Source organism: Tabrizicola piscis (genome assembly GCF_003940805.1).
Classification (GTDB): domain Bacteria; phylum Pseudomonadota; class Alphaproteobacteria; order Rhodobacterales; family Rhodobacteraceae; genus Tabrizicola; species Tabrizicola piscis.
In genome coordinates this window covers 3,244,915-3,269,554 of the sequence record NZ_CP034328.1, presented here as the reverse complement: position 1 = coordinate 3,269,554, position 24,640 = coordinate 3,244,915, and the positions used below count along the sequence as shown (strand labels likewise).

Annotated in this window: 26 protein-coding genes and 1 tRNA gene; 5 read left to right on the top strand and 22 right to left on the bottom strand. The window is 63.8% G+C overall.

The genetic code is table 11. From position 1 onward, the window contains the following. Nucleotides 1-31 precede the first annotated feature (31 nt). The 3 genes from EI545_RS15910 to EI545_RS15900 all read right to left on the bottom strand — a co-directional run bounded on the left by EI545_RS15910 (nt 32) and on the right by EI545_RS15900 (nt 3,270). A complete protein-coding gene (locus EI545_RS15910; RefSeq protein WP_125326375.1) occupies nt 32-334 on the bottom strand; it encodes a hypothetical protein in 303 nt (100 codons plus the stop codon). 166 nt (nt 335-500) lie between these two features. Further along, entirely contained in the window at nt 501-1,517 is a 1,017-nt protein-coding gene (locus EI545_RS15905; protein ID WP_125326374.1) for an SDR family NAD(P)-dependent oxidoreductase, read from the bottom strand. A 28-nt stretch (nt 1,518-1,545) separates the two neighbouring features. Further along, complete coding sequence (locus tag EI545_RS15900) at nt 1,546-3,270, bottom strand: alginate export family protein (RefSeq protein ID WP_164517320.1); 1,725 nt, start codon at nt 3,268-3,270, stop codon at nt 1,546-1,548. Between the two features lie 254 nt (nt 3,271-3,524). On the opposite strand from EI545_RS15900, the gene EI545_RS15895 reads away from it, so the two are divergent. Next, the gene (locus tag EI545_RS15895; RefSeq protein WP_125326372.1) at nt 3,525-4,004 is read left to right on the top strand and encodes a hypothetical protein; all 480 of its coding nucleotides are present in this window, start codon (nt 3,525-3,527) and stop codon (nt 4,002-4,004) included. Nucleotides 4,005-4,451: 447 nt separating this feature from the next. Here the strand turns inward: EI545_RS15895 and EI545_RS21395 are convergent, their stop codons facing one another. After that, entirely contained in the window at nt 4,452-4,880 is a 429-nt protein-coding gene (locus EI545_RS21395; RefSeq protein ID WP_164517319.1) for a hypothetical protein, read from the bottom strand. Between the two features lie 5 nt (nt 4,881-4,885). After that, entirely contained in the window at nt 4,886-5,308 is a 423-nt protein-coding gene (locus tag EI545_RS15890; protein ID WP_125326371.1) for a helix-turn-helix domain-containing protein, read from the bottom strand. A 114-nt stretch (nt 5,309-5,422) separates the two neighbouring features. Between EI545_RS15890 and EI545_RS15885 the strand changes: the two genes are divergently transcribed. The 3 genes from EI545_RS15885 to EI545_RS15875 are packed head-to-tail and all read left to right on the top strand — an operon-like array spanning nt 5,423 to nt 7,072. Then, on the top strand, nt 5,423-5,722 hold the full coding sequence (locus EI545_RS15885; protein WP_125326370.1) for a hypothetical protein: 300 nt from the start codon (nt 5,423-5,425) through the stop codon (nt 5,720-5,722). Between the two features lie 10 nt (nt 5,723-5,732). Further along, nucleotides 5,733-5,969 carry a hypothetical protein gene (locus tag EI545_RS15880; protein ID WP_110807116.1) on the top strand — a complete coding sequence of 79 codons (237 nt, stop codon included), beginning with the start codon at nt 5,733-5,735 and terminating at the stop codon, nt 5,967-5,969. Next, nucleotides 5,969-7,072 carry a tyrosine-type recombinase/integrase gene (locus EI545_RS15875; protein WP_125326369.1) on the top strand — a complete coding sequence of 368 codons (1,104 nt, stop codon included), beginning with the start codon at nt 5,969-5,971 and terminating at the stop codon, nt 7,070-7,072. Before EI545_RS15880 ends, EI545_RS15875 begins: the two co-directional genes overlap by 1 nt. A gap of 40 nt (nt 7,073-7,112) precedes the next feature. Here the strand turns inward: EI545_RS15875 and EI545_RS15870 are convergent. From EI545_RS15870 to EI545_RS15790, 17 genes are all read right to left on the bottom strand, one after another. After that, nucleotides 7,113-7,188: transfer RNA gene (locus EI545_RS15870), tRNA-Phe, on the bottom strand. 58 nt (nt 7,189-7,246) lie between these two features. Then, entirely contained in the window at nt 7,247-7,432 is a 186-nt protein-coding gene (locus EI545_RS15865) for a DNA gyrase inhibitor YacG (protein ID WP_125326368.1), read from the bottom strand. Further along, nucleotides 7,429-8,478: a ribonuclease E/G gene (locus EI545_RS15860; protein ID WP_125326367.1), complete on the bottom strand. Its 1,050-nt coding sequence runs from the start codon at nt 8,476-8,478 to the stop codon at nt 7,429-7,431. Before EI545_RS15860 ends, EI545_RS15865 begins: the two co-directional genes overlap by 4 nt. Further along, complete coding sequence (locus tag EI545_RS15855; protein WP_125326366.1) at nt 8,475-9,050, bottom strand: Maf family protein; 576 nt, start codon at nt 9,048-9,050, stop codon at nt 8,475-8,477. The genes EI545_RS15860 and EI545_RS15855 overlap by 4 nt, the downstream gene beginning before the upstream one ends. Before the next feature lie 55 nt (nt 9,051-9,105). Then, nucleotides 9,106-9,324, bottom strand: coding sequence for a translation initiation factor IF-1 (infA, locus tag EI545_RS15850; RefSeq protein WP_050523081.1), 219 nt, complete (start codon nt 9,322-9,324; stop codon nt 9,106-9,108). A gap of 282 nt (nt 9,325-9,606) precedes the next feature. Further along, entirely contained in the window at nt 9,607-10,203 is a 597-nt protein-coding gene (locus EI545_RS15845; RefSeq protein WP_125326365.1) for a GNAT family N-acetyltransferase, read from the bottom strand. Next, on the bottom strand, nt 10,200-10,610 hold the full coding sequence (locus tag EI545_RS15840) for a ketosteroid isomerase-related protein (protein WP_125326364.1): 411 nt from the start codon (nt 10,608-10,610) through the stop codon (nt 10,200-10,202). The genes EI545_RS15845 and EI545_RS15840 overlap by 4 nt, the downstream gene beginning before the upstream one ends. Before the next feature lie 123 nt (nt 10,611-10,733). Next, on the bottom strand, nt 10,734-11,405 hold the full coding sequence (locus tag EI545_RS15835; protein ID WP_125326363.1) for an RraA family protein: 672 nt from the start codon (nt 11,403-11,405) through the stop codon (nt 10,734-10,736). A 14-nt stretch (nt 11,406-11,419) separates the two neighbouring features. After that, nucleotides 11,420-12,613: an aminotransferase-like domain-containing protein gene (locus EI545_RS15830; RefSeq protein ID WP_125326362.1), complete on the bottom strand. Its 1,194-nt coding sequence runs from the start codon at nt 12,611-12,613 to the stop codon at nt 11,420-11,422. Between the two features lie 125 nt (nt 12,614-12,738). Then, entirely contained in the window at nt 12,739-13,791 is a 1,053-nt protein-coding gene (locus EI545_RS15825; RefSeq protein ID WP_125326361.1) for a dipeptidase, read from the bottom strand. Beyond that, nucleotides 13,788-14,564 (bottom strand): ABC transporter ATP-binding protein, encoded by a 777-nt coding sequence (locus tag EI545_RS15820; protein ID WP_125326360.1) that lies wholly within the window; start codon nt 14,562-14,564, stop codon nt 13,788-13,790. The genes EI545_RS15825 and EI545_RS15820 overlap by 4 nt, the downstream gene beginning before the upstream one ends. Before the next feature lie 121 nt (nt 14,565-14,685). Continuing rightward, entirely contained in the window at nt 14,686-15,528 is an 843-nt protein-coding gene (locus tag EI545_RS15815; RefSeq protein ID WP_125326359.1) for an ABC transporter ATP-binding protein, read from the bottom strand. Next, nucleotides 15,525-16,430, bottom strand: coding sequence for an ABC transporter permease (locus EI545_RS15810; RefSeq protein WP_125326358.1), 906 nt, complete (start codon nt 16,428-16,430; stop codon nt 15,525-15,527). The genes EI545_RS15815 and EI545_RS15810 overlap by 4 nt, the downstream gene beginning before the upstream one ends. Continuing rightward, nucleotides 16,427-17,491 (bottom strand): ABC transporter permease, encoded by a 1,065-nt coding sequence (locus tag EI545_RS15805; protein ID WP_125326357.1) that lies wholly within the window; start codon nt 17,489-17,491, stop codon nt 16,427-16,429. Before EI545_RS15805 ends, EI545_RS15810 begins: the two co-directional genes overlap by 4 nt. A 43-nt stretch (nt 17,492-17,534) precedes the next feature. Further along, a complete protein-coding gene (locus tag EI545_RS15800; protein WP_125326356.1) occupies nt 17,535-19,133 on the bottom strand; it encodes an ABC transporter substrate-binding protein in 1,599 nt (532 codons plus the stop codon). A 131-nt stretch (nt 19,134-19,264) separates the two neighbouring features. Then, nucleotides 19,265-21,061, bottom strand: coding sequence for a PHA/PHB synthase family protein (locus tag EI545_RS15795; protein WP_216842457.1), 1,797 nt, complete (start codon nt 21,059-21,061; stop codon nt 19,265-19,267). 86 nt (nt 21,062-21,147) lie between these two features. Beyond that, a complete protein-coding gene (locus EI545_RS15790; RefSeq protein WP_125326355.1) occupies nt 21,148-23,751 on the bottom strand; it encodes an HAD-IC family P-type ATPase in 2,604 nt (867 codons plus the stop codon). A gap of 556 nt (nt 23,752-24,307) precedes the next feature. On the opposite strand from EI545_RS15790, the gene EI545_RS15785 reads away from it, so the two are divergent. Next, nucleotides 24,308-24,640 carry a hypothetical protein gene (locus tag EI545_RS15785; protein WP_125326354.1) on the top strand — a complete coding sequence of 111 codons (333 nt, stop codon included), beginning with the start codon at nt 24,308-24,310 and terminating at the stop codon, nt 24,638-24,640.

Sequence of the window (24,640 nt, the reverse complement as noted above, 5' to 3'; positions counted from 1 at the left end):
GGCGAAGAAGGGACGGGTCGCCCCGCCAGTGTCAGGCTTGGCGCCCAAGAACGCTCACCTCTGCCACTCCTCCCGTCGGTATCTTCCGATACCTCATATCTACCACGCGAATAGCGCGGACCAGACCAGGCAAAAGGATCTCGCGGGTCTCTCCGCCCGCCTTGATGAAGTCGCGCACTGGAAGATCCACCTTGTCGTCATTCACAAAGCGGACCGAAAGGCTTTCCATGAAAACGCCGCTTGCCGCGACTTGCAACTTGAGTCCCGTGAAAAGGCCCGCGTTCAGCCCGACATAAATCAGATCCCGTTCCTTCAAGAGGTTGATCCGGCGCATGCCAAGGAGCACCCAGTCTCCCCTTTTTGCCAAGGCAGGCGAGGCCAAGAGAGCCATGCAGCCAAAGCCGAGGAAACTGCGTCGTGTTTGCATCGTTTCTACCTAAGGCCTCCGTCTGTAGGGCGAAGTGGGGGCGTCGGTTTCTGTCGGCGCCCCCCTTTTCAGGTCAGTAGGCCGTCCAGCCGCCATCGGTCGCATAGATGCCGCCGGTGAAGTTCGAAGCCTCTGGCGACAGCAGGAACAGCATCATCGACACCTGTTCGCCCACGGTGGCAGAACGGTGGGTCTTGTCTGTATAGGCAAGAATGCTGTCGATCTTGATCCGCCCCATGGTCGGGCCGATCGCATCTGCGGCGGACGCTGCAACCAGCACCCCGGCACGTGCGACCATCGGCGTATCGGTGGCCGCCATGTTGACCGAGTTCACCCGGATGCCATAGGGCGCATAGTCGATTGCCGCGTTCCTTGTAAGGCCGCTCACGGCATGTTTTGATGCGACATAGGCCGGGTTTCCGGAAAGCCCGGTCATCCCGGCGATCGAGCCGACGTTGACGATCGCGCCGCCGCGGGCCTGTGCGACCATCTGGCGCAACTGGGCGCGCATGCACATGAAGACACCGGTCGCATTGGTCCGGAAGACGTTGTTCCAATACTCGTCGGTCGCTTCGTGAATCCGCGCAAAGACCAGCGGCTTCTGCGTGGCATAGTCGGGCTCATCGCCCGAGAAGACACCGTCCATCACACCGGCGTTGTTGATGGCCCCGTCCAGCCCCCCGAAGGCCGAAACCGCCCGATCCACCGCGGCCTGCGCCACGGCTGGTTCGGCGACGTCGCCATAGACAAAGACCGACTTGCCGCCCGCCGCGAGGATCGCTTGGTGGGTTGCCTCGCCCAGGTCCTTGATCCAGTCCACGCCGATGACATTGGCCCCCTCACGGGCCAGCCGGATCGCGGCGGCAGCACCCATCCCCCGGGCCGATCCAGTTACGATGAACGTCTTGCCGGCAAAGCGGCCCGGAATGAAGTAGTCGGCGTCAACCGGGGTGATGCCGAGCGCAGCGTTACCTTCCGGTCTTCCGCCCGAGACCTGAGCCTCAGCCGGTGTTGGCGTCAGAACTTCCTTTGCTGCCACGACGGCGCCCGCCGCGAGGGTCATTCCCTTAAGTACGTCACGTCTTTCCATGATATTCTCCTAATTTTTGGAAGTCGGCTCAAAAGGCAACGCGCAGGAAAACCATCGCGCTGACCCACGGGTCGATATCACCGGTCACACCCGATGCTGCGTTCAGGTCTGATGACGGGAATGTCGCCGCGACATGTCCCTGCAACATTGTGTTCTTTGAGACGAACCACTTGGCCGTCAGGTTGACTTCCGTCGCCAGATCCGCCCCGCCGAGGAAGGACAAGGCCGGATTGCCGCCGAGGTTCGTCGTGCTGTCCGCCTTGAACACCCAGAGCTGAGGCACAAGCTCGATCTTGGGGCTGGGGCGCAGGCGGAACTGAAGCCGGTGAGCAATCAGGTTGCTGTCCTGGAACACCTTGAAATGGTTGATGCCCTGCACCCATTGCTCACCATTCCCGCCCGACAGCAGCGGATCCCACCGCTCGAACCGGGCGGTGGCAGGATCGTCGCCAGAGAACCGGGCGAGACGATAGCTGACGGTCGGTTGCCACTTGGCGTCCGCAAAGCTGTACCCGACCTCTCCCATGATGCCCGTAGCCTTCATGTCGAAACGGTCGTTGCGCTGCAACGCGGCTTCGCCCACCACGAACAGGCCGCTTTGCTCGGGCTGCCAGCGGAACCGCAGGTCGAAGACCTCAAGCCCGTCACGACCAAGGGTCGCCGTCGCCGGATCGGGCGGAGTGGTGGCAAAATACCCGAAGTCGCTTTCAAGCACACTGAGGTAAGTGGCACCAAGCTGCCAGCCGCCTTCCAGCCGTGTTTCCGCGTTCAGACCGGCGATCTTGGTCCGGGAGTCCACGACGGGCAGTTCATCCGGATCAAGATAGAACGCCTCGACTAACGTATCGTTGTAGCGAACCTGCCCCAGAACCAGCATGTCGGCGGCCCAGCGGGGATTGGACTGGAGCGCCGCACGATCCTGCCCGTTCGAGGCAGAGTTTGCGATCAGGAAGCCTTCGCCGATCGCAAAGCGCTTGCGCCCGGCTGTCAGGTTCCAGACCAGTCGGTTCCCCTCGGCCGAGGTGTCGCCGCCCACGATTCCGATGTAGGCGTCCTCGATCCCGAAATGCAGCCGCGTCGCATCCGTGAAAAGTTCAGTGCCGGTCGATCCGCTCAGGATGCCGCTCAGGCCGCCGTAAAGCTGCGCCGACCCGCCCAGCGGCGTGATGCCATAGATCCCGGCGTGGATGAATCCTTCCACCCAGGCGTCAGTACCTGCACCCGCAGGATCACCTGAAACCAAAGGATTGCCGTTGAGGAAGAGGTCTGGCCGGCCATACCACGCGTTGTTGTTTGCGTACGCCATCGACAGCAGCTCCAGCTTGCCGACGATGTAAGTTCCGTTGCGGTCATACAGTACCGGCAGATCGGAGCGATCGCCGGTCAGCATATAGCCGCGCTCGGTAGCAGCGGCCCGCGCATCCGAAAGTATTGCCCCTATTGTGACGATCACGCCACCGGTTGCTCCCGGCGTCACGTCGATCGTTGTCTCTGTCACAGGCGAGGTCCGGCGTACCCGAGCCAACGCGAGCTCAGCCGCCGCTCGAGAGAAGGTGCCATCCGGAAACGCCCGCAGTTCCCGGCGGATGAGGTCAATGATACGGGCATTAAGAGCCGTATCAGCACTCGGGTTCACAATCGTGACGTCAACAGCCTCGACCCTGCTTGCGGAATCCTCGACAGCGACGACCTGTGCAAGTCCAACTGGCGCCGAGGCGTTCCAAAGGCCTGAGGTAAGAAGTGCCAGGAACAAGGCTGAGCGTGGGCCGCCGCATCGACCCCCGCGCCGGATTTTGTCGGACATCCTACTCCCCCACACTGCAAATGCCATGCATCCGCAGTTATGGTGCCATCCTGACTCTTCTCCACATATAATCGCCCCGGGGAATCGGCAGAATCACCCAAAATGGGTTGCAACCATTCTTTCACCTATTTTGGGTTTCAGATCTGATGGCTTCTATACTAGAGTCACTGCACACTGTGCCTGCAGTTGGGAGCTGAGCGATCATGGGTGTCACCCGATCAAAAGACGCATCCACCCTCATGCGGGAGCGCTATGTTGAGATCTGGCCAAAGATCCTCGATCCTTGGACGCAGTACCTAATTGCCGCTCGGTCAGCTTTCGACGGAGACATGGACAAGATGCTTGTACTTGCCGTGATTGGCGCGATGTCGCTGCAGGACAAAGGCTTTCCTCTTCGTGACCCTGCTCCGCACAGTTACGACGATCTTTTGAGTCCTAATGCGACCGCTTTGGAGCCACGACCGATCAATATTGAGTCAATTGCACTTTTCACTGGTATCCCCCGCGAGTCTGTTCGCCGCAAGGTCCTTGATCTGATGGCACGAAAATGGGTTGCCCGAACCGCGCAGGGGTATCTAGTGGTCCTGCCTGCGGCCGCTGTTGACCTGGAGGCGCTTAGTGCGCAGTTATTTCGTCTGATCGGTCAGATTAACAGCGCAATCGACGATAGTATGAAAGTTTGACTGCATTTCGTGCGACCGAATTAGACGGTCGTCCGCTTTCCTCCCGAAGCCGTCCTCCAGAATAATGGTCTGCTGGTTCTTTGTCTGGCTACATGGCCCGGCGTCACCACGATCCCCAATTCTGTCGGTTGAGAGGTGTAGGGCGAAGGTGGTTGGGACGAGCGAAGGGCTGGGAGAGAGGGCCTTTGGCGCGTCGGGTCTATGTGTTGGATAGCATAGGAAGTACGCCCCTCGGCTACGCGAACAGCATGGGACGACTCATCGCGGAAGATCTTGGCTGCTGCATATCGAAGCCCCCGACTTGCTGCAAACCGAGCGTGGATTGACTGACCGAGGTCAAGCGAGTTGACCCTGATGATTGGTTCAGAGAGAGCTTTGCGGAGGATTTCTTCTGCCTCGATCCCTATCGTTCGGCCGCTTGCCTTCTCCCTCACTCGAAGGCGACTCTCAAGGTCCGCATCTAGGATGCGGATGATCATGCTGCTTCCCTAGCGTCTCTCCCTTGCCGTCCCGCAAGTTTGGCAATGTTTGCAATGCTATCAAGCGATGCTTGCCGGTCGCGCTAGCTTTCAGGTCCAATCGACCTATCCGGCGCTGCAACCTGCGTTCAATGCCAGCGGCGACGACAATCGTTGGTAGCAGCAGAGCGAAGAGTAGGCCCGCAAGAGCGGTCAGCCCAATGGTGAGGGATGCATGAAAAGACAGAGGGGCCACTGGAAGGTCCAGAAGATTAAACCTAAGCCAGCCCCCCATGTAGACCGCAGCGCAAGCTACTGAAGAAAGATACAAAACCGAAAACATACGCTTCAGGTCAAATTCGACGGCTTCCAGAACCGCCAGTCGTTGGCGGTTCCACCGCGGGGAGGCTTCCAGCACTCGTGTCACTCCGTGAGTAATTCTATCCAGGTACGGACGTCGTCCATGTCGATCGGTTTTCCTTCGAGGACAGACCGATACCAGCGGGCCACGATGGCCCCGCGCTTTTCGCTCTTAAGGCGAATGTCGGATGTGGTCAGGAACTTGTCCAAGGCGACCTCGAACCGCTCAAGCGCAGCAAGATCATGTCCCGGACGGGCAGCCTCCATCCCCAGAAGCACCCACGACAAGTCGACCTGGAACTGCCGATGCAGCTCAACCAGCGCCTCGACGGGGATCGAGCGCTTGCCCAGTTCGTAGCTTTGATAGGCCCGCAGCGACATCCCTAGGGATTCGGCCATCTTCGCCTGCGATATGCCGAGTTCGTTGCGTGTGATCGCAAGCCGCGCCCCAAGCGCCGTCAGATAGTCGTAGGGGCGTTGTGCCATCTTTCGTTCAAGACCACTTGCGGCTGCGTTCAAATGGATGCTAAACGCACATTTGAACGTTATTTGCTTCTCATCGCTCTCAAGTGTCGCCCTTAGGACGGCACATGAAGATTCGTGCCACCTTACGAAAAGGAGATGGTTTTGTCTCAGGAAAAGCTGTTCTCGCCCAGAGAACTCAGCCAGGCCGTCGGCATCAGTGTCACGCAAATTCGTGCGCTGATGAACGAAGGGCGGCTGGAATATCTGGCCATATCCTCGAAGACCCGCCTTCTGACCATGAGCGGCTGGGAGAGGTTCCGGCAGACTGCCACACGGGCAGCCGGGCACACAGGCAACGATGCAGACAACCAGTCTGCTGCCCATGCTGACGGTCATCCAGTCAGGCAGGCAGACCTGCAAACCGGCAAAGTATGAGGCGAGGCCCATGTCCACGACCAACCTCAACATCAGCGTGATCGAAAAGCGCATGTTCAAGGAGACGGAGGCGGCGAGCTACGCGGGCCTGCCCGTCAAGCATTTCAAGATCGCCTGCCCGGTGCAGCCGATCCAACTGCGCCAGGGCGTGCTGCTTTGGGACAAGCGCGACCTCGATCTCTGGATCGACGATGTGAAGACCGGCACGCAGGCCACCACGCACGACGCGATTCTGGCGCGCCTCTGATGACGACGGTGCGCATCAAGGGCTTCAAGATCTTCAAGGATCGCCACGGTCGGATGCGCTGCTACCACCGCGAGACCAGCCAGAAGATCGACCTTGTGAAAGCCCCGCTCGGATCGGCCGCCTTTTTCACCGAATGCGAGAAGATTACGGCTATCGCCGAGGCGAACAAGGCCAAGGCGCCGAAGGTCGGCACGCTGGGCGGACTGATCCAATCTTACTACGAGACCGAGCATTTCAAGAACCTCGCACCGGCTACGCGGCGCGATTACCGGCAGTGCGCCGATTTCCTGGAACCCATCCGCGACACGCCCATCCACACCATCGACACGCCCTTGGTGGCGGGTATCCACGACAAGGCCGCGCAAAAGATCGGCTGGCGGCGTGCGAACATGCTGCGGACCTTCCTGAGCGAGGTCTTCCGCTTTGCCATTCCAAAGGGGCTGATCTCGGCCAACTTCGCCACCGGCGTGATCCCGAAGCCCCGCCCGGCCAAGCTCGCCTATGCCAACCGCCCGTGGGAGCGGGAGGAGTGCGACATCGTCCTCGAACACGCGCCGCCGCATGTAAGGGTGGTTCTGGCCGTCCTGATGAACACTGGCCTTGATCCGTCCGACGCGCTGAACCTGCGGCGCGACCAGATCGATGGCGAAACCATCTGGGGCGTGCGGGGCAAGACAGGGGTTGAAGTCGCGATTCCCATTGGCCCCACGCTGCACGCGGCCCTGAAGCAAGCCCCGCAGCACGATGCACCGGCCCTGCTGGCCAATTCACGCGGCGAGCAATGGACCTACAACGGCTTCTCCACCGTCTGGCACCGCTTCAAGACGGGGTTGGAGGCCGAAGGACTGATCCAGCCTGGCCTAACACTCAAAGGCCTGCGCCACACCGTTGCGACCACGCTGCGCGAGGCGGGGCTCGACGAACGCCGCATTGCTGACCTGCTGGGGCAGAAAACCCTATCCATGGCGCGGCACTATTCGCGCTCTGCCAACCTTGCGGCGAAGAACCGCGAGACGATGGCGACTCTCGAAACCGAGAACGCGCGGCGGGCGCGAATTGTCAAACCTTCCGCCAAAAGCGTCAAACCCGAACCGAAAGGGTAATCGGAATGAAAACAAAACCTGGAGATTTCAGGGATTTAAGTGGTGCCCAGAGCCGGAATCGAACCAGCGACACGCGGATTTTCAATCCGCTGCTCTACCAACTGAGCTATCTGGGCACGCTTTGGTGGGCGCGTGATACCCAAGGGCTGCGGGGCTGTCCAGAGGGAAAACGCCCTAGTGCGGTGCTGATCGGGGCGGGGCCTCGCCGTCCTCTTCCGCGCTGTCCTCGGCATCGTCCTCCGTGGCCGGGATGCGGTAGCTTTCGGTCAGCCAGCGGCCCAGATCCACATCGGCGCAGCGGCGTGAGCAGAACGGCCGGTAGGCCGGGTCCACCGGTTTGCCGCAGATCGGGCAGCTCATTCCAGCGCTCCGGCCAGAAGGTCGGCCAAGGGCAGACGGTCGCGCTTGCGCGTCAGCTCGTAAAGGCCAAGCGTCGTCCAGCCAGCAAGGTTGGTCTCGCCCTCGGCCTTGAAGGCGGCCTTCATCACCTGATCCAGGATATGGCGGTCGCGTTTCGGCATCGGCGCGAAGTCCACCACCACCTGACCGCCAAGGCCCCGCAGCCGCAACTGGCGCGGCAGGTCGCGGGCGGCGGCGATATTGGCCTTCAGGCTGGCAGCGGGCGAGGTGTCGGGGCCGGTGTTCACATCCACCGCCACCAGCGCGCGGGTGGGTTCCAGCATCATGTGCCCGCCCGCCTCCAGCGCGATCCGGGGGCTCAGCAGCGCCTCGATCGCTTCGGCCACGCCATGGCGGTCAAAGCTGCCTTCCTCGGTGTCGGCCTCATCCACCGCCGGGTCCAGCCAGTCGCGGAACGCCAGTTCATGCGCGCCAGCGCCTTCGACCAGCAGTTCCGGCCCGCCCGTCACATCGGCCAGCACCGCCTCGGCCAAACCACGCATCGCGGCGATGTCCTCGGCAATCGCGTCATCTTCGGCCTCGGCGCAGCCGGAGCGCAGGATCAGCCCCAGCGCCGGGCTGGCCCCTGCCATCCCCGCTTCGGCCAAGGCCGCAAGCCCCGCGCGCACATCCTCATCCTTGATCCGGCGGCTGATATTCAGCCCCGGCGCGTCCGGCGTGATGATCGCAAAGCGCGACTTGAACAACAGCCGGGTCGTGACCGGCAAGGCTTTCCCGGGTTCCGCCGGACCGGAAACCTGGACCAGCAACCGCTGTCCGGGTGCCACGCCCGAAATCTGGCGCAGGAACCCCGATCCCTGCGGCAGCTTCACGAAGATGCCGCCCTGCCCCTTGACGGGCCGGTCGGCCACGGCCCGGTAGATCGCCCCCGGCAGCGGCGTGTCATCGACCGGATCGACCGCCAACTCCTCCAGCCGCCCGTCCACCAGAAGGGCGGCCGCCTGACGGCCCGCGATTTCGTCCAGCACCAGCACCCGGCCGATCATGCCTGCCTCCAGACGGGGTAGCCCACCGCAGTCAGCATTGCCGCCGTCTCGGCCACAGGCAGCCCCATGATCCCGGTAAAACTGCCGGAAATCCACGGGATGAAGCCCCCCGCCAGCCCTTGAATGCCATAGCCGCCGGCCTTGCCCTGCCATTCACCGCTGGCAAGATAGGCGTTCAGCTCTGCGTCTGACAGCCGCTTCATCTTTACCACGCTTTCGCTTGTCCGGGTCAGCACTTGCGCGCCCCGCCGCACGGCCACGGCGGTTATCACCTGATGCCGCCGCCCGCCAAGGGCAGTCAGGAAAGCCGCAGCCTCTCCCGCATTGGCAGGCTTGCCCAGGATGCGGCGGCCCAGCGCCACGGTCGTATCGGCGCAGATGACCACATCGTCCGGGTCGCTTGCCACGGCCAAGGCCTTCTCCCGCGCCAGACGTTCGGCGTAGGGGCGGGGGAGTTCGGCTTTCCTTGGGTCTTCGTCAATGTCGGGGGGCAGGATCGCATCTGGCACGATCCCAAGTTGCGCCAGCAACTCCTTGCGGCGCGGGGAAGCCGATCCGAGGATCAGTTTCATATGCGTCTGCCGCACATCTTGGCCCGAAAACCGGTGCCCACGTTTCGGGATACGCTCACTTGAAGCGATAGTTGATGCGGCCCTTCGACAGATCGTAGGGGGTCATTTCGACCTGCACCTTGTCGCCAGCCAGAACCCGGATGCGGTTCTTGCGCATCTTGCCTGCCATCACCGCGATCAGTTCATGGCCGTTCTCGAGTTCGACCCTGAATGTCGCATTGGGCAAGAGTTCCTTGACGACACCGGGGAATTCGAGAATGTCTTCCTTGGCCATGGTCTCTCCATTGCGGGTGGGCCCGCGGCTGGTCCGCAGGCTTCCGCCCGGGCGTATGCCCGCGAAGCTGCGGGTTTTCAAGTGGATTCGTGCAATACATGCAACAGGCTGCCTGCGTTGCCGCAGTCTGCGGGCCGGTTGGGCCTTGCCGCAGACCCCAGTTGCACAAGCGGTGAGACCTTGGGCACCCCGGCACCCAAACCCTCAACAAACGCTTAACGCGCACTCTCAACCCCTTGAAATCGCTTGTCCGAAAGATTGTCCCTGCCCGGGACGTGCCCGCTAGAGCGCCCGCATCCAGAACTGAAGGGCCTTCTCCGTCTCCTCCGCCTCGCCCAGATCCTTCCAACTGAACCGCGCCTCCACGCCCGGCAAGGGGGCATACCCCCGACCCGTCCAGAAGGCATCGTTGCCCCGATAGGAGGCGGGCCTTGCAGGGTGGTCCTCGGACCGGATCACCGAACAGAAGGCAACATGGCTGCGGCCAAGGGCGCGGGCATGACCCTCCCGCAGGTCGATGAAGCGGTGGCCCAACCCGATGCCCCGGTACGGGCGGAGGAGGACGGACTCGGCACCGTACAGGATCTTCTCCAACGGGATGCCGAGGGTCTGAAACGGGGCGGCAAACTCCGGCGCGTGGTCCTCCATCGGGGTCGAGGTCGACGCGCCGACCAGCCTGCCATCATGGAACGCCCCCACCAGGAGGGCGTCAGGATTGTCGCGGTAGGTCTCCAGATACCGGCGTTCATAGTCGAGCGTGCCGTCATAAAGATAGGGCCACTCGCGGAAGACCGTGATCCGAAGCTGGGCCACCTGGTCGAGCGCCGCCTCAAGCTCGGGGCCGCGCAGGGGGCGAAGATCGATATCGGCCGGGATCATGCGCTGACCTGGGCGATCCAGTCGTTGAGGTTGTAGAAGGTGGTGATGCGGGAAATCTTGCCATCCTTCACGTCGAAAAAGCCGCCAGCCGGCAGGATGTAGGTCTGGCCCTTGGCCTCGGGCAGGCCGGGGTCGGTTTGCAGATAGGTCCCGTGGACCACGAACTCCGCCGCGGCGCGGGCACCGTCGTCGGTTGCGAAGATCACCATGTCCTTCAGGGTCTCGCGGTAGCTGACACCCATGTGGCTGCAGAATTCGGCGAATTTGGCCTTGCCGATCCGGTGGGCACCTTCGTTCACCCGGTGTTCGATGTCGTCGGTCAGGCAGTCCAGCATCCCCGCCGCGTCGCCCGCATTGAAGGCGTCGTAGTAGCGGCGGACAAGGGCAAGGGTTTCGGCGCGCGGCATGGGTGTCTCCTTCGATTTCGGGCAAAGACTAGCGGGGCGGCACGGGCTTTCCAAGCCAGCGGGGGCCGCCTTGGGGGGTGTTTGCGACCTGCCGATGGGCTGGCCGTCCAACGACCGATCCAGCTACGCCCGGAGGGCGGGCGACAAGCCGAAAACCTCGGCCGCCGTCTTGCCCGAGGCGAGGGCGCTGATCCAGCCTGCCTCGCGCGCAAGTTTGGCTTCGGCGTCGGCAATGCGGGTGCGGACGACCAGCGGCGTCAACGCGACGAGGCCGTCATCATCACCGATCACCAGATCACCCGGCGACACGAGGCAGCCGCCGATCACCACTGGCAGGTTGATAGCACCCCGGTCGGCCCCCGTCGGACCGCGCGGCGTGATCCAGCGGGAAAAGACCGGAAAATCATCCCAGCCGCCAAGCGTACCCGTGTCGCGCACCGCCCCGTCGCAGACAAGGCCCGCAATCCCCCTGCCCCGCAAGTGGCCGGAAAGGATATCGCCGATCATGGCGGTGTCGCGGTGTCCGCCCGCGTCGATCATCAGCACCTGCCCGGGCTGGATCACGTCCAACGCATGCAGGACCGCGCCGAAGTCCGGCGCCTCGCAGCGGACAGTGACGGCCTGACCGAACAGGCGGGGTTGCGCGCCGACCGGGCGCAGCGGGCGGATCGCGGGGTCGATCTGGCCCGCGTCACGGCCCAGATCGACGGCAACGGCAACGGGCACCGCAGCCCAGCGCGCAAGATCGTCCGGGGTCAGGGTTGCGGGGGGCGGGGTGTATATGGTGACGGGCATGGGGGCCTTCGAGTTCAGGACAGGAAATGCGATTTCAGCGCCTCGCCCAAAGCCGCAATCCCGGAACGGATGTTGGCTTCGGACGGGGCGGAAAAGTTGATGCGGGCGTAGTTGGGGCGCGGGGTCACGGGAAAGAATGTCGCCCCCGGCACATAGGCCACCCGCGCCTGCGGCAGGGCGACATCGCGCATGAAGGTCGTGGCGTCAAAACCTTCGGGGAAGGTCGCCCAGGTGAAAAGGCCACCTTCCGGGTCGGTCACATGGATGTCTTGCGGGAAATGCTGCCGGATCGCGTCCAGCATGGTTTCCTTCTTGTGCCGGTACGCGCTGCGCAGGGTGGCGATATGGTCGTCCAGATCGTAGCGGTCCAGAAACAGGCTGGCCGCCGCCATGTTCAAGGTCGAGGTCTGCGTGTCTGCCGCTACCTTGAGGAGCCCCATCCGCTCCAGCAGGTCCGGCGACGCAACGGCCCAGCCGATGCGCAGCGCAGGGACCAGCACTTTGGAAAAGCTGCCAAGGTGGATGACCCGCCCTTCTGTATCGAGCGATTTGAGCGTGGGCAGGCTTTGCCCGGTAAACCTGATGTGGCGATAGGGCGTATCTTCCAGCACGATCACGTCATGCGCATTGGCCAGCGCGATCAGCGCCTTGCGCCGTTCCAGCGACAGGGTGACACCCGTGGGGTTCTGGAAATCCGGAACCGTGTAGATCATCCGCGCCCGGGGATTGGCGCGCAGAACCGCCTCAAGCTGGTCGGTCTGCATCCCATCGGCATCCACCGGCACGGTGGCATAGCGGGGCTGGCTGGGATCAAAGGCGATCAGCGCGCCAAGAAACGTCGGGTCTTCGGTGATGATCACATCATCCGGGTCGATCAGCATCCGCGCGGCGAAGTCGAGCCCCTGCTGTGAGCCTTGCAGAACAAGGACATCGTCAGCGGTGCAATCCGTGCCATCGGCGCGCATCAGGCTGGCGATCTGTTCGCGCAGGCGCGGCAGACCGTTTGAAGGCGCGTATTGCAGCGCGGCACCGCCGGGGGCGCGGATCACCTCGTGAAAGACGGCATCCAGTTTGTCCACCGGGAACAGCGTCGCATCCGGATAGCCGCCGCCGAAGGAGATGATGGACGGATCGGCCCCAAGGGCCAGCAACTCACGAATGGCCGAAGGTTGGACCCTGGCCATGCGCTGCGCGTATCTGAAGGTCATCCGGGATGTGTCCTGAACTGTGTCGGGGCAAGCAGACACGCAGGACGGCAGGGTTGCAAGGGCCGGGTGTCAGAAGACTGCCCGCGGATGCATCGGCAAAAGGCGACGGCGTTCCCGATCCGGGGCTAAAGCGTCCGGTCCAGGAGGGCCAGCCAGTTGGAATGGGCCAGCCGTTCCAGCAGCGGGCGGTCATAGCCATGGTCGGACAGCGCCTGCACCAGCTTTGGCAGGCCCATCACATCGCCGATCACGTCCGGCGTGGTGCAGCCGTCATAGTCCGAGCCGAAGCCGAGGTGATCTTCCCTCAGCTTTTCCAGCAGATAATCCATCTGGCGCAGGATAGGGTCCCAGCCTGTATCCGCCATTTGCCGCCCATCGGGCCGCAGGAACGAGACGGAAAAGTTCAGCCCCACCATGCCACCACTGTCGCGGATCATGTCCAGTTGCCGGTCCGTCAGGTTGCGCGACGACGGGCAGATGGCATGGGCATTGGAATGGGTGGCCACCAAGGGGGCATCGGACAGGCGTGCCACATCATTGAACCCGGCCTCGTTCATGTGGCTGAGGTCCAGCATGATCCGCAGCCGGTTGCATTCGGCCACCAGCCGCTTGCCCGCGTCGGTCAAACCCGGCCCGGTGTCGGGGCTGGACGGAAAGGCGAAGGGCACGCCGTGGCCGAAGATCGTGGGCCGGGACCAGACCGGCCCAAGCGACCGCAGGCCCATGGCGTGGAACAGGTGCAGGGCATCAAGGCTGTCATCAATCGCCTCGGCGCCCTCCATATGCAGGATGGCCGCGATGGTCCCCGAGGCGAGGCAGCCCCGCACGTCCGCCGCCGTGCGGCAGATCTTCAGGGCGCCTTCGGAGGCCCGCTCCATCCACAACAGATGGCCTGCCGTCTGGACGGCGGGTTCGATCGCAGCGGCGAAGGGGATCAGGTCGGGCAGCGGCAGCGCGTAGGGCGGGTTCTGCATCAGGGTCTGATAGTCCTGATCGTCATGCGCGATGGGGGATGGCAGGTAGATGGCAAAGAACCCACCGGCAAAGCCTGCGGCTTTCATCCGGGGCAGGTCTAGGTGACCCTTGCCCTCACCCGTCAGGAAGATCTCCTGCCGCCGGGCGGGGTCCAGCAGCAGGCGCAAGAGGATGTCGTTGTGGCCGTCGAAGACAGGGATCATGTGGAAGGCTCCGGTGTCGCGCCCAGCATCCGGTCGGCGCTGGCGTCGAACAGGCTGCGGGCATAGGCGGTTGTCATTCGGGCGTTGGCAAGGTCGTCGCGGGTGATCTCTTCCACCGTGCGGCCATTCTGCAGGACCATGATGCGGTCGCACATGTGGTCGATCACCGCCAGATCATGTGACACCATCAGGAAGGTCAGCCCCTGTTCAGCGCGCAGCCGGTTGAGAAGGTTCAGCACTTCGGCCTGAACCGAGGCGTCAAGTGCGCTTGTCGGTTCATCCAGCAGCAGGATCTTGGGCTTCAGCATCAAGGCGCGCGCGATGGCCACGCGCTGGCGTTGGCCACCGGACAGCTGGTGCGGGTAGCGAAACCGGAAGGCGGGGGGCAGGCCGACATCCGTCAACGCCTCGACCACGCGGGTGTCGCGGTCCGGCAGGCCATGGATGGTGAGGGGTTCGGCCAGGGTGCGGTCGATGGTGTGGCGGGGGTGCAGGCTGGCATAGGGGTCTTGAAACACCATCTGCACCTGCGTTGAAAACGCCCGGCCGCGCGGGGTGGGCAAAAGATCCCCACCGATGCGGATCGTGCCGCCGGTGACCGGGGCCATGCCGCAGATCGCGCGCAGGATGGTGGATTTGCCCGACCCGCTTTCACCGACCAGTCCATAGCTTTCGCGCGCATCGACCGAAAAGCTGACGCCTTCCACAGCGCGCACATCGCGGCCCTTTGCGCGGAAGGTGACGGACAGGTTTTCAACCTCGATCAGGCCCATGGGGCACCCTTTGCCGATGGGGACAGCGATGTCTTCGAAGACATCGCAGCGGACCCTTTGAAGGGTCCGGACCGGAGTTTTCGAAAACTCCGGCATGCGCTGGCGAGGGTGTGGCGAGCGGTCATTCTGCGCCCTCGGAAGCCCATGAGCCTGTCCGGTCCAACCCCGGCAACGGCCCACGCTGGCCGCCAATCCGGGGCAGGCAATTCAGCAGGCCGCGGGTATAGGGATGCTGGGCCGCAAGCAGGTTTGAGGCGGCGAGTTCTTCGACCACAAGGCCCTTGTACATCACCAGCACTCGGTCACAGAACCGCGCCACCAGCCGCAGATCGTGGCTGATGAAGATCAGGCCCATGCCCCGGTCGCGCACCAGCGCGTCAAGGATCGACAGCACCTCGGCCTGCACGGTCACGTCAAGGGCGCTGGTGGGTTCATCGGCAATCAGGAGGTCGGGTTCGGGGATCAGCATCATCGCGATCATCACCCGCTGGCCCATCCCGCCGGACAGTTCGTGCGGGTAGGCGTCCATGACGCGGGCGGGGTCGCGGATCTGCACGGCTTCCAGCGCGGCAATCGCCTTGGCCGTGGCATCAGCGCGGCCCAGACCGTCGCGCAGGCGCAGCCCTTCGGTCAGCTGGCGGCCCACGGACATCACCGGGTTCAACGAATACTTCGGATCCTGCATCACCATGCCGATCCGCTTGCCGCGCAACGCCCGCATGTCGCGTTCCGAGGCGTTAAGAATGTCCTGCCCATCAAAGGTCATCGCCTCGGCCTCGATCCGACCGGGTGGGCGGATCAGGCGCAGGACGGCGCGCCCGGTCATCGTCTTGCCAGACCCGGATTCACCCACGATCCCCAGCCGTTCATGGCCAAGCGAGAACGACACGCCCCGCACCGCCTGCACCGGGCCGGTTTCGGTGTCGAAGGTCACGCGGAGGTTCCTGACGTCCAGAAGGCTCATCGGCTGGCGCTCCTCGGGTCAAGGACATCGCGCAAGCCGTCGCCCAGAAGGTTGAAGCCAAGGCTGACGATGAAGATTGCCAGCCCGGGCATGGTTGCGACCCACCACTGTTCGAACAGGAACTTGCGGCCAGAGCTGATCATCAACCCCCATTCCGGCGCGGGGGGCAGGACACCAAGGCCAAGGAACCCAAGGCCCGCGGCAATCAGGATCACCCCCGCCATGTCCAGCGTAACGCGGATGACGACCGACGGGAGGCACATCGGCACCACATGCCCCGCGATGATGCGCGGGGCGCTGGCCCCCTGCAGGCGGATCGCGGCGATGTAGTCCGAGGACCGGACAGTCAGCGTTTCAGCCCGCGCGACACGGGCATAGGGCGGCCATGCGGTCAAGGCGATGGCAAGGACGGCATTCTCGATCCCCGGGCCAAGCACGGCCACCAGCGCCAAAGCCAGGATCAGCCGGGGGAAGGCCAGGAAGATGTCGGTCAGGCGCATCAGGGTGGCATCTATCCAGCCACCAAAATACCCAGCCATGGTGCCGATCAGCAGGCCCAGAACCGGGGCGGTCACAGCCACCAGCGCGATGATGTAAAGCGTGATCCGCGCGCCGAAGATGATGCGGCTTAGGATATCGCGACCGAAATCGTCCGTGCCCAGAAGGTTGCCGGGGGTTCCAGGTGGCAACAGGCGGCGCGACAGGTCCTGCGTCAGCGGGTCATGCGGGGCAATCCACGGGGCGAGAGCGGCGACGATCAGCAGCACGGCAACGATGACCAGCCCCGCCATCGCCAGCCGGTTGCGCCGGATGCGCTGCCAGGCCAGCCACAGCTGCCCCAGTCGCGCCTGCCGCCGTGATGCGGGATTGGGGTCGCTGAGCCATTCACGCAAGGCGGTCATGCGCGCGCCCTTGGGTCGACCAGCCGGTAGAGGATGTCGGACGCCATGTTCAAGGTGACGAAGACCACGCCCACGACCACGGTCCCCCCAAGAACGGCGGGCATGTCATTGGCGAAAAGCGCGTCGGTGATGTAGCTGCCCAGCCCCGGCCAGGCAAAGATCGTCTCGGTCAGGACGGACCCTTCAAGGAGATAGGCGTAGCTGAGCGCGATGACGGTGATCAGCGGCACCAGCACGTTCTTCATCGCATGCACCCAGATCACCCGCCATTCCGGCATCCCCTTCACGCGGGCCGTGGTGATGTATTCCTGCCCCAGTTCGTTCATCATGAAACTGCGGGTCATCCGGCTGATGTAGGCCATCGAGACATAGCCCAGAAGGCCGGCTGGCAGGATGATGTGGCTGACCGCATTGGCAAACACGTCCCAGGCCCCGTTCAGGGCGGCGTCGATCAGGATCATCCCGGTGTAGGAGGTCAGGGTAAATTCCATCATCATGTCATAGGTCGGGTCGAGGCGCCCCGGCCCCGCGACCCAGTCCAGCTGGCCGTAGAACACCAAAAGGCCGATCAGCCCAAGCCAGAAGACTGGCATGGAGTAGCCCATCAGCCCCACGACGCGCACGATCTGGTCGGCGATGCTGCCGGGCCGGGTGGCGGCCAGAACCCCGGCGGGTACGCCTACGAGGGTGCCGAAGATCGTGCCAAGCGTCGCAAGCTCCAGCGTGGCGGGGAAGTAGCGGGCGATTTCGGAGGTGACGCTTTGACCTGTGCGGATCGAATTGCCAAGGTCGCCTTGCACCGCATCGCGGACATAGATGAAGAACTGCTGCCACATCGGCAGGTCCAGCCCCAGCTTGTCGCGGATGGCCGCGATCTGGGCCGGGGTTGCGCGTTCACCGACAATCGACAGCACCGGATCGGTCGGCACGATGCGCGCGATCACGAAGGTGACCAGCAAAAGACCAAGCAGGGTGATTGCAAGGGTGGCCATCCCAAACAGGATCTGCCCCAGAAGGGACGGAAAACGCTTTGCAGGGGGCGATGCGGGAATTCCGGTCATGCGGCATATGGGCCGCCGCCAGTCAGGGCGGCGGCCCGATCGATTACTTGGTGACGGTCCAGTAGGTCGCCGAGTCGGTCGCCCCACCGGCATAGAAGCCTGTCACGTTGGCACGCATCGCATCCTGCCGTGCCTGCTGGAACATCATCACGAAGGCCGATCCGTCGCGGTGCTTGCGCTGGATGTCCTCATACATCGCCGTGCGCGCGGCGGTGTCCTTTTCCACCACGGCCGCTTCGGTCATCGCATGCAGCTCACCCGGATCCCACGCCGTGCGCCAGGCGAGGTAGCCGGTGTTCCCCGCCTCGTCCGAGTTGTCGGGGTTCATCGCGAAGGTCGAGGCGTTGGTGTGCGGGTCGGGATAGTCCGGGCCCCAGGTCTGCACGGTAATGTCATGCTGACGGGCGCGATACTTCTCCAGCACCCGGGCGCCATCGCCGACGTCCAGGGTCAGGTTGATCCCGGCCTGCGCGAAGGTATTCTGCAGTGAGGTGGCGATGTCCAGCCGCTCCTGGTTGTTGCGAACCGTCAGGCTGACCTCCAGCGGCAGGGTGACACCGGATTCCGCCAGAAGCGCTTTGGCCTTCTCGATATCAAGGCTGTAAGGCGTTTCGGTCAGCGCGCCAAGAAAGCCAGTTGGCAGGAAGGCCTGATGGACGACCCACTGTCCCTTCAGGATGCTGTCGGTCATGCCAGTATAGTCCACGGCCCAGCGCATCGCCTCTTGAACCTTGGGATTGGCGAGTTCGGCCTTCTTCTGGTTTAACGCCAGATAGTATAGCTGGCCGCCCACATCGTTCTGCACTTTGATGTCGGCGTTGCCAGACACGCCTTCGATATCGGTCGGCGTCATCTCGCGGCCAATGTCGATGTCGCCCTTTTCCAGCAGCAGGCGCTGGGTGGCACCTTCCGGGACGTGCTGCATGAACACGTTCTTGATCGGCGCGTCGCCGCGCCAATGCCCAGCGCGGGCTTCAAGCACATAGCCTTCGTTCGGCTTGAACGACCGCAGGACATAGGCCCCGGTCCCGGCACTGTTGGCCTTGAGCCAGGCATTGCCCATGTCGCCCTCAACCTCGTTCGCCATGACGGTCTTCATGTCAACGATGTTGGCCACCCCGGCCGTCAGGCAGTTGAACACGAAGGACGGCGCATAGGCCTTGTCGGTCTTGAGGGTGACGGTGTCGCCCTCGAAGGTGATCATCTCATCCACGTTTTCGGGGGTCAGGCCGAACTGGGTCAGGATGAAGGCTGGCGTCTTGTTCAGCTTCACCACCCGGCGCAGGCTGCCTGCAGCATCTTCCGCCGTCATCGGGTTGCCGCTGGAAAAGGTGATGCCGGACTTGACCTTGAATGTATAGGTCATGCCGTCCTCGGCCACGGCCCAGCTTTCCGCGAGGCCCGGAACCAGTTCACCGGGCTTGGTCGGATCAAGCTCGATCAGCGTGTCGTAGACGTTGTTGTTCAGGTCGGTGCCCGAAAACTCGAACGCCTCATGCGGGTCGATCGACACGATGTCGTCGATCGCATCCGCCAGAACCAGCGTGTCAGCGGGCGTTTCGGCCATCAGTGCCATGGGTGCAGTGCCGGCCATCAGAACCGCGAGTGCTGCCGCACGGCCAAATCCATGCTTCAGATGCATTGTCCATCTCCCTGTGATTGTTCTTTGAGGAGCCGACAATTGCCAGTTCCTGACCCGATTGGATGAAAGCGCGGCGCAGGAGTCAATGACTAACCGTCGGCAGCTGCCCTTACGACAGGCAGGCGACAGGCTTAGGGCTGCAGGACATAGGTGCCGGGGGCGGGGCAAATCGGGGCAAGCCCTTTGTCGGCTGCGCCCACGGACGGGGCGTCCATCAGACCGCCACCCTGCGCGGCCAGCCAGCCCGCCCAGTCTGGCCACCATGACCCGGACTTGGCCTTGGCCTCAGCCAGCCAGGCATCGGGGCCGACATACAGCGCCCGGGCCGGTCGGTGCGACATCCGATAATGCCGCCCCTTGTGGCCAGGCTCGCTTAAGATCCCGCTGTTGTGGCCGCCTTTGGTCAGGACAAAGGTCAGGTCACCGTCGGTGAAAAGCTGCGTCTTGTAGACCGATCGCCAAGGCGCGATGTGGTCGGTTTCCGTCCCGATCACGAACAGGGGCACCGAAAGGTCCTTCAGCGCGATCACCCGGCCCTCGACGGCAAAGCGGCCGGCCGTCAGTCGGTTTTCCAGAAACAGCCCACGCAGATATTGCGAATGCATCAAAGCCGGCATCCGTGTGGTGTCCGACAGCCAGACGCCGATATCGGTGGGCACATCCTCGCGCCCAAGGAAATAGCGCTGGACCGCGCGGGTCCAGATCAGGTCTTCCGCACGGATCGCGGCAAAGGCACGGGCCATTTGCGGGCGATCAAGATAGCCCTGCTCCCACATCATGTCTTCCAGAAAGGCGACCTGACTTTCATCCAGAAACAGCAGCAGCTCACCCGCTTCGGCGAAATCCACCTGCGCCGCCATCAGCGTGACCGAGGCGAGGCGCGTGTCGCCATCCCGGGCCATCGTTGCCGCCGCAATGGCCAGAATTGTGCCGCCAAGGCAGTAGCCGACCGCCTGCACCGGCGTGTCGGGCACGATTGCGGTCACCGCATCCAAGGCCGCCATCACGCCACGCTTGCGGTAATCTTCCAGCGACAAGTCGCGCTGAGCGGCGGTCGGGTTGGTCCATGAGATCATGAAAACGGTAAAGCCCTGCCCGACCAGATAGCGCACCATCGAGTTTTCGGGCGACAGATCAAGGATGTAGTATTTCATGATCCATGCCGGGACGATCAGGATCGGGCGGGCATGCACCTGCGGGGTCTGAGGCGTGTACTGGATCAGCTCCATCAAATCATTGCGATAGACGACCTGACCGGGGGTGCAGGCCAGATCCACACCGATCCGGTAGCCTTCGGGGGCCGGGTCGCGCTGACCAGTCAGGGTCTGCATGGCGTCATGCGCGAAATGCGCCGCACCTTCTGTCAGGTTTCGGCCGCCGGTCTTGACCGTTTCGGTGATGATCTCGGGGTTGATGAGCGGCGCGTTGGACGGTGACAGGACATCAAGCGTCTGGCGGGCCAGAAAGCGCGTGCGTTCAGCATCTTCGGGGCGCAGGCCGCGCATCGGTTCGGTGGCTTGGTCCCACCAGTCCTGCATGGCAAGGAACCCCTGCTGCCACAGCTGGAACGGCCAGGTCTGCCAGCCAGCGTGATCGAAGCGGTGGTCGTAGGGCTTTGGGGCAAAGGGCGGGGCGTTTGCCGGGTTGGCCGCCAGTGCCGCCACTTTCAGCATGTTGCGCTGCGCATGCTCGGCCAGTTCCAGTTGCCGACCTGGGGCGCGGGCCAGGTGCTGGGCCCAATCGCTCCAGGCTTCAAGGAAGGCATGCGCGGACACACCGCCCGCAAGCCGGGCCATGGTCGCACCTGCGGCGCGGTCAAGGTTGCCATGCGGATGCTCTGGCGGATGCGGCGGATCGACCGCTGTCCCAAGCCCGGCGTTCATCGGCGGGACGGCGGGGAGTTCAGGCTTTTTCCGCGTGCGGTTCATCTTGGCCTTGATCCTTCTGGACGTGGGGTGCCGCAATCCATTCTGCATATCTTACAACAGGCGGAGCATCGCGGCCTTGCGGCAGGTCATCCCTTGAACCCAAGTCTGATCTGTTTCTCGATTTCGATGATCGCGAAGAACGCGGCCCCGACCCCTACGATCAGGAAGCCATCCAGCATCGGAACCGGTCGGGTGCCCAGCACTGCTTGCAATGGCGGCAGGTACGTCACCGCAAACTGCGCGGCGGTGATGACGATGACAACGGCCCACACAACCGGGGTGCCCCGCGCGGCGGCCCAGGTCAGCGAGGTGCTGTGGATGTTGCGGATGAAGAACAGATGGAAGATTTCCAGCACCACCAAGGTGTTCATCGCCATGGTCTGCGCCAGCGCCAGCGGATAGCCCCTGTCAATGGCATAGCTGAAGACCCCGAAGATCGCGGCCAGAAACAGCCCGGCGACCAGCACGACATGCCAGACCAGCCCGCCCGACAGGATGGGCGCGTTGCGCGGGCGCGGTGGGCGGTCCATGGTGCCCGGCTCGGTCGGCTCGAATGCAAGGGCAAGGCCCAAGGTCAATTCGGTAATCAGGTTGATCCACAGGATCTGGACCGCCGTCATCGGCAGCGACAGACCCAACAGCAGCGCCAGCACGACCACAAGTGCCTCGCCCGCGTTGGTGGGCAGGGTCCAGCTGATCACCTTCCTCAGGTTGTCATAGACCGTGCGCCCTTCGCGGACGGCTGCCGCGATGGTGGCGAAATTGTCGTCGGCAAGGACCAGATCGGTAGCCTCCTTCGCGGCTTCGGAGCCCTTCAGACCCATGGCAATCCCCGCATCCGCACGCTTGAGCGCCGGGGCATCGTTCACCCCGTCACCGGTCATGGCGACAGACAGGCCGCCCGCCTGCAATGCCGTCACAAGGCGCAGTTTGTGTTCAGGGCTGGTACGGGCGAAAATGTCGACATCCGCCACCTCAAGCGCCAGCTGCGCGTCGTCCAGCGTGTCAAGGTCAACCCCCGTCAGCACGCGGTGCGGGTTGGCCAGCCCGATCTGCGCGGCGATGGCTGCGGCGGTTCCGGCATGATCGCCCGTAATCATCTTCACCCGGATTCCGGCCGCCCGACATTCCGCGACGGCAGCAACCGCTTCGGGGCGCGGCGGATCAATCAGGCCGACAAGGCCAAGGAAGGCCAGCCCCCCCTCCAGCGCCCCGGGGTCGATCCGGTTGGCCGTCTGGGGCATTTCGGCCAGGGCCAGCACCCTGAGCCCGCGCCGGGCAAGAGCATCGGCCCGGTTGTGCCAGTCGTGCAGATCAATGCCACGGCACATCCCCAACACGCGCTCGGGTGCGCCCTTTACATGGGTCAGGCGGCCTGATGGGCCGTCGGTCAGGACGGCCATGAACCGGTGGCGGCTGTCGAACGGGATCGCATCCAGCCGCCGCCCGCCGTGGTCGCCCGCGACCTTGCCCGCAAAGGCCAGAAGCGCGCCCTCCATCGGGTCGCCCTCGACGCTCCAGATCCCATCCTTGCAGTGCAGGCTGGCATCGTTGCAAAGCGCCGCAGCCAAGGCCAACCGCCCCAGATCGCCGGCCGGGGTGATGGAGCCTTCCGGGGCATAGCCTTCCCCCCCGATCGCAAAGCTGCCTGCCGGCGTCACTGCGGCGGTCGCCACCATCTCGTTTCGGGTCAGGGTGCCGGTCTTGTCGGTACAGATGACCGAGACCGAACCGATCGCCTCGATCGCGGGCAGGCGGCGCACGATGGCATGGCGTCGCGCCATGGCCTGAACGCCGATGGCCAGCGTGATGGTCATCACGGCGGGCAAACCTTCGGGGATCGCGGCGACAGCCACGCCAACGACGACCATGAACACTTCAGAAAAGTCCCGGTGGCCGACAAAGTAGCCGTAGACCAGCAACAGCCCCGACGCGAGCAGGATCAAGAACGAGAGCCAGCGCGCGAAGTGGTCCATCTGCGCGACAAGCGGTGTCGTCAGTTCTTCCACCGCCGCCAGAAGCCCGCCGATCCGCCCGATTTCGGTTGCCGGGCCCGTCGCCACCACCAGCCCCCGCGCGGTGCCTTGGGTCACCAGCGTGCCTGACCACAGCATCGCGTGGCGGTCGCCAAGGGCGGCATCGACGGCGACAGGCTCGGTGCCTTTGCCGACCGGCACCGACTCTCCGGTCAGGATCGCTTCCTGTGCGGCCAGTCCCCGCGCCTCCAGCACCCTCAGGTCGGCTGGAACCTTGTCGCCCGCCTCCAGCAAGACGATATCGCCGGGCACCAGATCTGCCGCATCCAGACTGACCCGCCGCCGATCCCGCAAGACGGCCGCCCTTGGTGCCAGCATCCCCCGGATCGCCGTCATCGCCGCCTCGGCCTTGCCCTCTTGCAGAAAGCCGATCACCGCGTTTGCCAGAACGACCGCAAGGATCACCCCGGTGTCGACCCAATGCTGCAAGGCCCCGGTGACCGCCGCTGCGCCAAGCAGGACATAGATCAGCACATTGTTGAACTGCCGCAGGAACCGCAGCACCGGCCCCCGCGTCCGCGCCTCGGGCAGCCGGTTCGGGCCATGTTCGGCCCGCCGTTGAGCGGCTTCTGGCGCGGTCAGGCCTTCGGGAGTTGCCGCAAGGACAGCAAGGCAGTCGGCAGCGGATCGTGCGTGCGGGTTTGTCAGCATCATGTCATCGCGCCCTCCCCTCGTGCCAGTCGGATGCGCGCCCCTGCCGCCGCGACATCAGCAGCGGGGGCGCGCAGGGGGGGCCACGGCGCTGCCCTATGCCCCTTGGTGGAAATCGAGGCTGTCAGAGCCTGTCCTTTCTGGTCGCCTGCTTCTGCGATGCGCTCCACGCAAGCGCGGCCGATGCCGACGACGCCCCCGGGCCACTGCGGTCCGCCGCTTCCTTGACAGTCTGATACTGACCGTGCGGCACGGGCGGTTTGCGGTGGGGTCTGGTGAAGAATAGCGAAGTTTGGCTACCGCTGATTGATCTGCATCAAGCAACGCCGCCATCCCGCTTGCCTTGTCGCGGCTGGGGCCCACATCCGACGGGCAGACCGCAGCGCGGTTTAAACTGACCAACGGACTTTTGGCACCAGCGGACTAACGATTGCAGGATGGACGGAAGATTTTTCACGGCGGCAAAGAAATTTCTGCAACCGGGGGAATAACTCTCCATCGCCCCCGTTCTTCCTTGCATGCCGGGTCGCACTGCCCGGTCAGAAAAGGAGAACTTGACATGACGGATGATCGCAAAGGCCCAACCCTGCTGACCCGCCGCAATCTTCTGATGCGCGTTGGACTGACCGCAGGTGCGGCCTATATGGCCCCGGCCCTCGTCGGCTTCAACGCGGCCCACGCCAGCAGCGGCGGTTCTGGTGGTTCGGGCGGTTCGGGTGGGGGCTCCGGAAGCTCGGGAAGTTCGGGGAACTCCGGGAATTCGGCCCCGTCGGGAACTTCGGCCCCGTCGGGAACGTCGAGCCCGTCGAATGACTCGCGTCCCACCAACACCAGCGGGACCAACAAAGGCGAGCTGCCGACCTGGCTCAGCGGCGTGCTGAAGGGCGGCTGA

Bases quoted from the DNA above. Each gene is read 5' to 3' on its own strand.
- EI545_RS15795 (WP_216842457.1), bottom strand. From the start codon at position 21,061: ATGAACCGCACGCGGAAAAAGCCTGAACTCCCCGCCGTCCCGCCGATG.
- EI545_RS15865 (WP_125326368.1), bottom strand. From the start codon at position 7,432: ATGAGCTGCCCGATCTGCGGCAAACCGGTGGACCCGGCCTACCGGCCG.
- EI545_RS15845 (WP_125326365.1), bottom strand. From the start codon at position 10,203: ATGATCCCGGCCGATATCGATCTTCGCCCCCTGCGCGGCCCCGAGCTT.
- EI545_RS15825 (WP_125326361.1), bottom strand. From the start codon at position 13,791: ATGATCCCTGTCTTCGACGGCCACAACGACATCCTCTTGCGCCTGCTG.
- EI545_RS15815 (WP_125326359.1), bottom strand. From the start codon at position 15,528: ATGAGCCTTCTGGACGTCAGGAACCTCCGCGTGACCTTCGACACCGAA.
- EI545_RS15880 (WP_110807116.1), top strand. From the start codon at position 5,733: ATGTCCACGACCAACCTCAACATCAGCGTGATCGAAAAGCGCATGTTC.
- EI545_RS15835 (WP_125326363.1), bottom strand. From the start codon at position 11,405: ATGCCCGTCACCATATACACCCCGCCCCCCGCAACCCTGACCCCGGAC.
- EI545_RS15905 (WP_125326374.1), bottom strand. From the start codon at position 1,517: ATGGAAAGACGTGACGTACTTAAGGGAATGACCCTCGCGGCGGGCGCC.
- EI545_RS15785 (WP_125326354.1), top strand. From the start codon at position 24,308: ATGACGGATGATCGCAAAGGCCCAACCCTGCTGACCCGCCGCAATCTT.
- EI545_RS15895 (WP_125326372.1), top strand. From the start codon at position 3,525: ATGGGTGTCACCCGATCAAAAGACGCATCCACCCTCATGCGGGAGCGC.
- EI545_RS15875 (WP_125326369.1), top strand. From the start codon at position 5,969: ATGACGACGGTGCGCATCAAGGGCTTCAAGATCTTCAAGGATCGCCAC.
- EI545_RS15800 (WP_125326356.1), bottom strand. From the start codon at position 19,133: ATGCATCTGAAGCATGGATTTGGCCGTGCGGCAGCACTCGCGGTTCTG.
- EI545_RS15840 (WP_125326364.1), bottom strand. From the start codon at position 10,610: ATGCCGCGCGCCGAAACCCTTGCCCTTGTCCGCCGCTACTACGACGCC.
- EI545_RS15860 (WP_125326367.1), bottom strand. From the start codon at position 8,478: ATGATCGGCCGGGTGCTGGTGCTGGACGAAATCGCGGGCCGTCAGGCG.
- infA (WP_050523081.1), bottom strand. From the start codon at position 9,324: ATGGCCAAGGAAGACATTCTCGAATTCCCCGGTGTCGTCAAGGAACTC.
- EI545_RS15830 (WP_125326362.1), bottom strand. From the start codon at position 12,613: ATGACCTTCAGATACGCGCAGCGCATGGCCAGGGTCCAACCTTCGGCC.
- EI545_RS15790 (WP_125326355.1), bottom strand. From the start codon at position 23,751: ATGATGCTGACAAACCCGCACGCACGATCCGCTGCCGACTGCCTTGCT.
- EI545_RS15820 (WP_125326360.1), bottom strand. From the start codon at position 14,564: ATGGGCCTGATCGAGGTTGAAAACCTGTCCGTCACCTTCCGCGCAAAG.
- EI545_RS15810 (WP_125326358.1), bottom strand. From the start codon at position 16,430: ATGACCGCCTTGCGTGAATGGCTCAGCGACCCCAATCCCGCATCACGG.
- EI545_RS15910 (WP_125326375.1), bottom strand. From the start codon at position 334: ATGCGCCGGATCAACCTCTTGAAGGAACGGGATCTGATTTATGTCGGG.
- EI545_RS15855 (WP_125326366.1), bottom strand. From the start codon at position 9,050: ATGAAACTGATCCTCGGATCGGCTTCCCCGCGCCGCAAGGAGTTGCTG.
- EI545_RS15805 (WP_125326357.1), bottom strand. From the start codon at position 17,491: ATGACCGGAATTCCCGCATCGCCCCCTGCAAAGCGTTTTCCGTCCCTT.
- EI545_RS15890 (WP_125326371.1), bottom strand. From the start codon at position 5,308: ATGGCACAACGCCCCTACGACTATCTGACGGCGCTTGGGGCGCGGCTT.